8 protein-coding genes and 1 pseudogene are annotated in these 8759 nt (G+C 70.2%); 2 read left to right on the forward strand and 7 right to left on the reverse strand.

Features of this window, described 5'->3' with window-relative positions:
• Positions 1–6: 6 nt before the first annotated feature.
• The 4 genes from VG296_RS08905 to VG296_RS08920 are packed head-to-tail and all read right to left on the reverse strand — an operon-like array spanning position 7 to position 3814.
• On the reverse strand, positions 7–594 hold the full coding sequence (locus tag VG296_RS08905) for a GTP-binding protein (RefSeq protein ID WP_349259498.1): 588 nt from the start codon (positions 592–594) through the stop codon (positions 7–9).
• Complete coding sequence (locus VG296_RS08910; RefSeq protein WP_325565008.1) at positions 575–970, reverse strand: DUF742 domain-containing protein; 396 nt, start codon at positions 968–970, stop codon at positions 575–577. Before VG296_RS08910 ends, VG296_RS08905 begins: the two co-directional genes overlap by 20 nt.
• Entirely contained in the window at positions 933–1418 is a 486-nt protein-coding gene (locus VG296_RS08915; protein ID WP_325565010.1) for a roadblock/LC7 domain-containing protein, read from the reverse strand. Before VG296_RS08915 ends, VG296_RS08910 begins: the two co-directional genes overlap by 38 nt.
• On the reverse strand, positions 1415–3814 hold the full coding sequence (locus VG296_RS08920) for a nitrate- and nitrite sensing domain-containing protein (protein WP_325565012.1): 2400 nt from the start codon (positions 3812–3814) through the stop codon (positions 1415–1417). Before VG296_RS08920 ends, VG296_RS08915 begins: the two co-directional genes overlap by 4 nt.
• 469 nt (positions 3815–4283) lie before the next feature.
• On the opposite strand from VG296_RS08920, the gene VG296_RS08925 reads away from it, so the two are divergent.
• Positions 4284–5723 (forward strand): PLP-dependent aminotransferase family protein, encoded by a 1440-nt coding sequence (locus tag VG296_RS08925; protein ID WP_325565014.1) that lies wholly within the window; start codon positions 4284–4286, stop codon positions 5721–5723.
• A gap of 29 nt (positions 5724–5752) precedes the next feature.
• Here VG296_RS08925 and VG296_RS08930 read toward each other — a convergent pair whose 3' ends face one another.
• The 3 genes from VG296_RS08930 to VG296_RS08940 form a co-directional block, all read right to left on the reverse strand.
• Entirely contained in the window at positions 5753–6451 is a 699-nt protein-coding gene (locus VG296_RS08930) for a cation transporter (RefSeq protein WP_325565016.1), read from the reverse strand.
• On the reverse strand, positions 6438–7856 hold the full coding sequence (locus VG296_RS08935; protein WP_325565018.1) for a M20/M25/M40 family metallo-hydrolase: 1419 nt from the start codon (positions 7854–7856) through the stop codon (positions 6438–6440). The genes VG296_RS08930 and VG296_RS08935 overlap by 14 nt, the downstream gene beginning before the upstream one ends.
• A gap of 82 nt (positions 7857–7938) precedes the next feature.
• The gene (locus VG296_RS08940) at positions 7939–8466 is read right to left on the reverse strand and encodes a MarR family winged helix-turn-helix transcriptional regulator (protein ID WP_325565020.1); all 528 of its coding nucleotides are present in this window, start codon (positions 8464–8466) and stop codon (positions 7939–7941) included.
• On the opposite strand from VG296_RS08940, the pseudogene VG296_RS08945 reads away from it, so the two are divergent.
• Positions 8460–8759, forward strand: a pseudogene (locus tag VG296_RS08945) (NADP-dependent oxidoreductase); the annotation flags it as partial. The gene VG296_RS08940 and the pseudogene VG296_RS08945 overlap by 7 nt on opposite strands.

Genomic DNA, 8759 nt, shown 5'->3' on the forward strand with positions numbered 1-8759 from the left:
GTCACGTCACTCGCGCCCGTCCATCAGATGGTCGACCAAGGTCAGCAACACGTCACGGCTGACGGCGCGCTGGCGAAGGTCCCCCATCAGGATGGGCACGCGCGGATCGAGATCGAGGGCTTCGCGGATCTCGGCGACCGTGCGGTCCTGGTACCCGTCGAAAGAATTGACGCCGACCACGAAGGGGATGCCTCGGCTTTCGAAGAAGTCGATGGATCCGAAGCTCGTCTGCAGCCGCCGGGTGTCCGCGATCACCACCGCGCCCAGAGCCCCGAGCACCAGGTCGTCCCACATGAACCAGAAGCGTTCCTGGCCCGGGGTGCCGAACAGGTACACCACCAGTTCGGGACTCACCGTGATCCGGCCGAAGTCCATGGCCACGGTCGTGGTGTCCTTCTCCGCCACACCGGCGACGTCGTCGACACCGACGCTCGCAACGGTCAGATACTCCTCGGTGCGCAGCGGCTCGACCTCGCTGACCGCCGCGACCATGGTCGTCTTGCCCACCCCGAAGCCTCCCGCGATCAGGAACTTCACGGCGGCCGGCGCGGGGCCCGCGGGCCCGTTCCGCCTGTCAGAGTCGTCGTAGTCCATCTCGCACCGCCTGAAGAAGTCTGATGTCCGGTCTCTGCCCGACCGCGACCGCCAACGGAGCGCGGGCGGCCACCGTGCCCAAGGTGATCAGGTCGCTGATCAGGATCTTCGTGACCGCCACCGGCAGGTTGAGCCCCGCCGCGATCTCGGCCACCGCCACCGGCCTGCGGCACCGCTCCAGAATGAAGCGGTGCTCGGGTTCGAGGCCGCGGGTGCCGAACTGCTCCTCGGGCGCGGCGAGCGTGACGATGATCGTGATCAGCGTCAGGTCGTCGCCGTGCGCCGAGACCGTCCGGCCGTGGGTGATCGTGTAGGGCCTGACGAAGGAGTCCTCGTCCTCATCGAGGGGCTCGTCGGCCCAGTGGCTGATCGGCATCCGCGTCCTCCTCGCCGGGCTCCGGGCCGACCCGCGTCTTGGTGCCCAGATGCTGCCCGACCTGAAGCACGAGGGTGTGCATCGCCTCCGCCATCACTTCCGCCTCGACCTGCTGGTCCGCCAGCACCGCAAGGTGGGTGCCGCGGCCGGCCGCGATGACGAACAGCCAGAAGTCCGCCAGCTCGACGATGATCTGGCGCACGCCGCCGCCGCCGAAGACCTCGCCGACGCCGCGGGCCAGGCTCTGCTGACCGGTGGCGATCGCGGCCAGCCGCTCGGCGTCGCCGCGGTCGATCTCCTTGGACTGGCTGATCACCAGGCCGTCGTCGGAGAGCACGATCGCGTGCCGGGTTCCCACGACCTGGTCGACCAGGCGATCGAGCAGCCAGTCCAGATCGTGATCGGTGGCCGTGGAGCGCTGTGGCATGGAGGTTCGCTGTCTCGTCATCGTCCGTCTTCTTCCCTGGTCTGCTCGGCGTCCGACGAAGGACGGATGAGGGGAGGTTCGCCGTCCGCGGCCAGCCGCGCTCGGCGGGACTGGCGCTGGAAGGCGCCGACCGTGGCACCGGACCGACCCGGATCGGACTCCTGCGCGTCCGCCTCCGGATCGTCGTGCGGTCCCGCGTCGCGTCCGCCGTCGCGGGTTTCGCGCAGTTCGGCGACCAGGCTCACCTGACGGACCCGCCTCGGCAGCGGTTCCAGCGACGGCGCGGCGGCCGGGTCCGGCGATCTGCCGCCGCCGACGCCGACCAGGAGAGGATCGGACTGGTCCGGGGCGCCCACGCTCCCGGCTGAGCCATTGAGAATGCCGTTCAGGGTCGAAGCGGACGTGCCGTTGGAGGGGACGGCGGAGTCGGGGACGGCACCGACCACGGAGAGCCGAGGGGCGAGTTCGAGGTCGTCCTCGCCGCTCTCCGCGGACGCGGGGATCTGGTGCTCGGCGAGCACGAGTTCGGCCGGCACCAGGACGACCACCCGGGTGCCGCCGAAGGACGAGGGCCGCAACTCCACCTTCACGTCGAGCTTCGCGGCCAACCGGGCGACGACGTACAGGCCGAGTCGCGCGTCGTCGGCCCGCGAGAGCACGTCCATCCTCGGCGGATTCGCCATCAGGGCATTGGCTTCGGCGTACTGCTCGGCGTCGAGGCCCATGCCGCGGTCCTCGATCTCGATGGCCAGGCCGCGCGCCACCGGCGCGGCGATCACCTCGACCGGGGCGGGCGGCTTGGAGAAGGTCACCGCGTTCTCCATCAGCTCGGCCAGCACGTGCACCAACGCGCCGACCGCGCGCTCGGATATCCAGACCCGGCTCTCCGTCTGGATCCTGATCCGTCGGTAGTCCTGCACCTCGCCCTGCGCGGATCGCAGCACATTGAGCAGCGGGACCGGTTTGCGCCAGCGCCGCTGCGTCTGCCCGCCGCCGAGGATCACCAGGTTCTCCTCGTAGCGGCGCAACCGCGCGGCCAGGTGGTCGAGGTCGAACAGGCCTTCAAGCACCGCGGCGTCCTCGTACTGCCGCTCCATTTCGCTCAGCCGCTTCATCTGCAGCCCGATCAGCAGTTGGGTGCGCCGGGCGATGCGCTGCAGCAGCCTTTCGAAGCCGCGGTACTGCTCGACCTGCCGCACGGACGTCTCCAGTGCGCTGGCACGTGCCGCGTTGAGCGCCCGGCCGAGCATGCCCAGCTCGTCTCGGCCGTAGTGCAGCTCCGGCAGTTCGGTGTCCGTGTCGACCGCCTCGCCGCTGCGGAGCCGCTCCACCACGTCGGGCAGTCTGGTTTCGAGCTCCTCGGCCGCCAGACGCAGCGCGAAGATCCGGCGACGCAGCACGATGATGAGCCACCAGGTGAAGACGATGACGAGCACGACGGCAGCCGCACCCAGGGCGGTCTGCACGATCAGATGCGTCTCGAACGAGCTCACCTTGCTGTTGGCGGTGGCCAGAATGTAGCCGGTACCGACCTGGGCAAGGTGCTGGAGCTCGGGGTTGAGCGAGGACATCACCTGCTGCCACTGTTGGCCGACCGCCGTCGGCACGGTGATGACGCCGCTGGACGAGACGGGGGCGTCGGCGAGGCTCTGCTCGACCTGGGTCTTCTGCTGCCAGGTCGCGCTGCTGAGCATGCCCTGGTAGAGGTCGGCCACCGACGCCGGAAAGGACGGGATGACCTGGTTCTGGTAGATGAGCTGCTCGGCGCCCACGGCCTGATCGATCTGCGAGCGCTGGGCGACGGTCAGGTGGCCGGACACCGAGCCGGCCGTGATGATCGCGTCCTCGCGCGAGATCATCTCCTCGCCCCAGCCCGTGGGAGTCGACGGCAGTGTAATGATATCGATGTCTGCGATGCCGGTCTGCGTCAGCGCGGCGAACAGCGAGAGGTTCGAGCTGATGAGGGCGGTGTAGTCGTCGTACGCCTCCTGTTGCGAGGCCGTGCCGTCGTCGATCGCGATCCGGTACCCGGACAGTTGCCGGAACTGCGTCTCGAACTGCTGAAGACTGGCGGTGACACTCGGCGCCGCCACGCCGGTGAGCGACTGCAGGACCGCGGCCGAGGCGTCGGTGAGCTTTCGCACCTGAGCCAGCTTCGCCTTGTAGTCGGCCGGGTCCGCGAGCGTCGCCGCGCTCAACGCCCGCTCCTCTTGGAGGCCGTAGTAGAGCCCGGTCGCCGGCACCGCCCCGTTGCCGGAGACGACGCTGTTCTCGCGACTCGTCGCCGTGTGCCATGTGTCATAGAGCTGACCCGAGCTGACGGCCAAGAGCGCGACCATGGCCGCGCTTGGCACGAAAGCCAGCATGAGTAACACGACGCGCAGCGGCAGCCGCCGCCGCGCGTCCAGATCCGCCATTTTCTGGCGCTTTGCCGTTCGCGCGTGGAGTGCCATCCGAAGCCCCAGCAAACTTAGCGTTGACGGCCACGCCTTCGAGGCCGAGCGTGACGACGGATGCTACCGGTCACGACAGCCATCGGCAATCAACACCCTGCACACCCGGAGCGCCGCCAAGCCGCCGCGCCACGCGACAACCTGACCTCGAGTGCTGTCAGCCCCCACCTCAGAGGTCGAATGCGCGGGTGTGGAGGGTGAGCTCGGCGTTCGAGACAGGCGGCGGATGGTCTCGGCGGAGCGGCCATTCCGTCGCCCCCGCAACGGGACGGCGCGTGGCGCGCGTTCATTCGCCCGCGCGACCACGCTGCCGACCACTGGCCGACACGGCCTGCGTCGAGTGCTCCACCCCGTCGAGCACCAACCTATGGCCTTGTCCCTCGTACGTGACTAGCCTACGAAAAGTGGTCGGGATAGAAAGGACCAATTTTCGATGAGTTCGCAGTCCAATACGACGGCGGGCGAGTTTCCCGCGGACCTGCTCGTGGAGCTCGACCGTTCCCGGCCACGCGGTCTTCGCGCGCAGCTCGAGCGCGGACTGCGGCAGGCCGTTGCCCGCGGATCGCTTGCCCCCGGCACGGTCCTCCCGCCGTCGCGGGTGCTGGCCGCCGAGCTCCTGGTGTCGCGCTCGCTCGTGGTCGGGGCCTACGAGCAGCTCGTCATCGAGGGATACCTCGAAGCGCGGCAGGGTTCGGGCACGCAGGTCCGGGCGTTGCCGGGCATCGGCGGCACTCCGGGCGCCGCCGCGTCGGGCAACGCTTTGTACTGGCCGGTGCCGGTCGGCCGCGACGGCGCCATCGCGGGCAGCGGGCTGCCGGACCTCGCGCTCTTCCCCCGCGACGAGTGGCTGCGCCACTACCGCGACGTACTGCGGGAACTGCCCGACAGTGCCCTGACATACCCTCCCCCTCGCGGCGTGCACGAGCTGCGCGCGGCGCTGACCGCCTACCTGGGCCGGGTCCGCGGCGTGCGCACCGGCCCGGACCAGATCGTGATCTGCGGCGGCTTCTCGCAGGGCCTGGTGCTGGTCTGCCGAGCCCTGCAGCGGCGCGGCGTCACCCGCATCGCCGTCGAAGATCCCTGCTTCGTGTTCCATCGAACCCTGATCGCCGCGGCCGGGCTGGAAGCGGTCCCGGTCCCGGTCGACGGGCAGGGGATCCAGGCCTCCCGCCTCGCCGCGCTGGACGTCGGTGCCGTGCTGCTGTCTCCGGCCCACTCGTACCCCAGCGGCGTCGTCCTGTCCGCCGACCGACGAGTCGAACTCCTCAACTGGGCCCGCGCCGCCGACGCGTTCGTGATCGAGGACGACTACGACGCCGAGCTGCGCTACGACCACCTGCCGATCGGGGCGCTCCAAGGCCTCGATCCCGAGCGCGTCGTCTACGGCGGCACCGTGAGCAAAGTCCTCAGCCCCGCATTGCGGCTCGGCTGGCTCGTCGTGCCGCGACAGTTCATCGAGGACGTCATCTCCGCCAAATTCCTCGAGGACTTCGCCAGCGAGGCGCTCGGGCAGCTGACCCTCGCCCGCTTCATCGACAGCGGAGCCCTCGCCCGACACCTGCGGCGCGTACGCCCCGTCTACCGATCACGCCGCGACCGCCTGCTCGCCGAACTCGACGCGCACCTCCCGCAGCTGCAACCGAGCGGCGAGGCCGCCGGCCTCCACCTGCTGCTGCGGCTGCCCGCCGGACTCGACCCGGACACGGTCGCGGAGACAGCCGCGAACCACGGCATCCACTTGGAAGCGGCGAAATGGCACTGGGCCGACCATGACAAGGCTCCCCCCGCCCTGCTCATCGGCTACGGCGCACTCCGCGAAAGCACGCTGGCCCATGGCATCGAAGCCCTCGGCAAAGACCTCAACGACGCCTGAACACCCTGGCATATCTCAGTCAGCCGGTCTCAGCCAGTCAGTGCAGTCAATGTTCTGATGCCTTCACGGATCAGGAAGAGCGCGATCAAGACAGCCGCGACCGGATTGCCCCACCACCAGCCCCACCACGACTGAACTGCGGCGCCGGCCAGGGCGACGAGCGCCAGGGCGGCACCCGCGGCGCTGAGCACGCCGTCGCCACGTAGCGCCGCGCTGCGCAGCGTCCGGGCCAGACGCAGCTTGACGAATCCGAGCCCGGGCAGCACGAACACCGACGCGGCAAGCAGGATCAGCGCGACGGGCTCGCTGCGTGCCGCGGTCCCGGCCGCCAACGTGCGGATCGCCTGCACCGCGACGTAGCCGGCCGCCGCGAGCATCGCAGCGCCCACCGCCTTCGTGGCGAGGCGTTCGGCCTTTTCCGCGCCAGCGGTGCCGCTGGGATTGCGCAACTCGGTTCGCAGGCGCCAGACCAGAACCGCGGAGGCGGACCCGTCGATGACCGAATCCAGACCGAACGCCACCAGCGCCACCGCGCCACTCGCCACTCCGGCCGCCACCGATACGGTACCCGCTACCGCCGCCCACGCCACCGAGAGCGCGCACGCGACGGCGGCTCGACCCGCCGCGGTTTCTCGCTCGGGCCGCGCGGACACCGTTTGTCGCGATGACGCGCCGAGGATCCGTCTCAGCTGATCCTGAGTCGACGAATCACCGTCAGGCCCGGGCATGGGCGTCGAGCACGTGGGCGACGGCTTCGGTCACCTTCTGCGCGAACGCCAGGTTCAGCCACTCGTCCGGCACGTGCATGTTCGAGTCGACGCCGAGAGCTCCGGTCACCAGGAACTGCGCCTCGGGGTAGCGTTCGGCGAGCATCGTCATGAACGGCACGGCGCCGCCGATGCCGATGCCCTGGTGGCGCTCGCCGAGCACGCGATCGCCGACCGAGTCCAGCGTCTCTGACAGCCACGGCGCCAACGCGGGCGCGTTCCAGCCGTCCTGCGCGATGACGTCGGCGAGCTCCACCTTCGCGTCGTAGGGCACGTCCGTGGTCAGAGCCTGCCGCAGCTCGGCCAACGCGGCCTGCGAGTCGGCGGTCGGCGGGAGCCGGAAGCTGAGCTTGAGCGAGGTCGAGGTGCGCAGCACGTTTCCCGCGCTGGCCGGCTCGGGCAGTCCCGACGCGCCGGTCACCGAGAGCGTCGGGCGCCAGGTGTTGTTGAGAATCAGCTCGACATCGTCATCGGAGGCCGGCCGTACCCCGTCGAGCAGCGGGTGCTGCCGCTTCGGGGCACCGGGATCGGACTTCGCCAGCTCCTCGGCCTCGGCGCGGCGGTCGGCCGGGATCTCCACGTTCATCGCCGGGAGCTTGATCACCCCGGTCGCGGCGTCCTCGATCCGGTCAAGCAACGTGCGCAGGATCCGGAACGAACTCGGCACGATGCCGCTGGCCAGGCCCGAGTGCTGGGGAGTCCGCAGCACGCTGACGGTCACCGTGGCCTGCGCGAGCCCGCGCAGGCTGTTGGTCAGCCACAACCGCTCGTAGTCGCCGCCCCCGGCGTCGAGGCAGACCACCAGCGAGATCTCGCCGAGGCGGTCGCCCAGGTGCTCCATGTACGCGGGCAGATCCGGGCTCCCGGACTCCTCGCCCGTCTCCAGCAACAGGACCACGCGCACGTGCTCGCCACCCGCGGCGTGCACGGCTTCGAGCGCAAGCGTCGCCGCGTAACCCGAGTAGCCGTCGTCGACCGCGCCGCGGCCGTACAACCGGCCGTCCCGGAAAACGGGCTTCCACGGATCGAGCCCCTCGGACCACTCGCCGACCGAGGGCTGCTTGTCGAGGTGCCCGTAGAGGATGGCGGTGCCCCGCCCGGCCGTGCTCGAGGTCGCGGGTATGTCGACCATCAGCAGCGGCGAGCGGCCCTCGAGTTCGAGGATCTCGAGCCGCGCCCCCGGAAGCCCGCGCGCGGCGATCCAGTCCCGCACGTGCTCGACTGCCGCACGCAGGTGCCCGGTCTCGGCCCAGGAAGCGTCGAAGCCCGGGGAGAGCGCGGGAATCTCGACGAACTCGGCCAGGCTGGGCAGCGCGGAGGCGCTCCAGCCCTCCGCCACCGCACTGTGCACTCTGTTCTGATCCATAAGAGCATCCTGCCAGGCCCGCCGTCATCGCACCCCGCCTCGTCATCCGCGGAACAACGGCCGCCCTCGGCTGACGAAGGCCTCAATCCCGCGCGGGGCGCCAATCGACCGGCGGCGGCAGGGTGCCCTGCTTGATGATGTTGGCATACACGCCCTCCAGCGCCTTGGTCAGCGGACCTATCAGCTCGACCGACAGTCCGTCGAAGAACAGTCGGCGGACGAGATCGACGTGGCCGGGCGCCGCCTGATCGAGGACCTGGCGGCCGCGGTCGGTCAGGGCCACCTCGGTCACGCGCTTGTCGGTGGCGGACAGGCCGCAGGTCACCAGCTCCCGCGTGCCCATCCGCCGCACGTGGTGGGACACCCGGCTGCGCTCCCAGCCGATCTGGGCGGCGAGCACGGTCACCGACATCCGGCCCTGGTCGGCGACGCCGAGCGCCGTCAGCACGTCGTAGTCGGCGAGCGACACGCCGCTGTCCGCGAGCAGTTGGCGATTCATCTCGTACGTCAGGCGCAGCTGAATCCGGATGTAGGCCAGCCACGCCCGCTGCTCGTCGCTGTTGAGCCAGCCGCCCTCGGGCTCCGGCGCGGCCTTGCCGTTACGTGACATATCTCGACGGCGCAGGCTCGGTGGGCCTCATCGCCACCCAACTCGCCGTCTCTCATGGCCTCACCGTCACCAGCGCCACCGCTTCGCGCGACGAGCAGCTCGCCCGGGAACTCGGCGCCATCCCTGTGCGGTACGGGCCTGATCTCCTCGCGCAGGTACACACACCCGTCGGCAAGGTCGACGCCGTCTTCGATGCCGCCGGGAAAGGCGCGCTCGGCGACGCCGTCGAACTCGCCGGCGGGCCCACGCGCGTGATCACCCTCGCCGACGAACACGCTGCCGACCACGGCGTC

Source organism: Actinospica sp. (genome assembly GCF_035552695.1).
In the GTDB taxonomy this organism is placed as follows: Bacteria; Actinomycetota; Actinomycetes; order Streptomycetales; family Catenulisporaceae; genus Actinospica.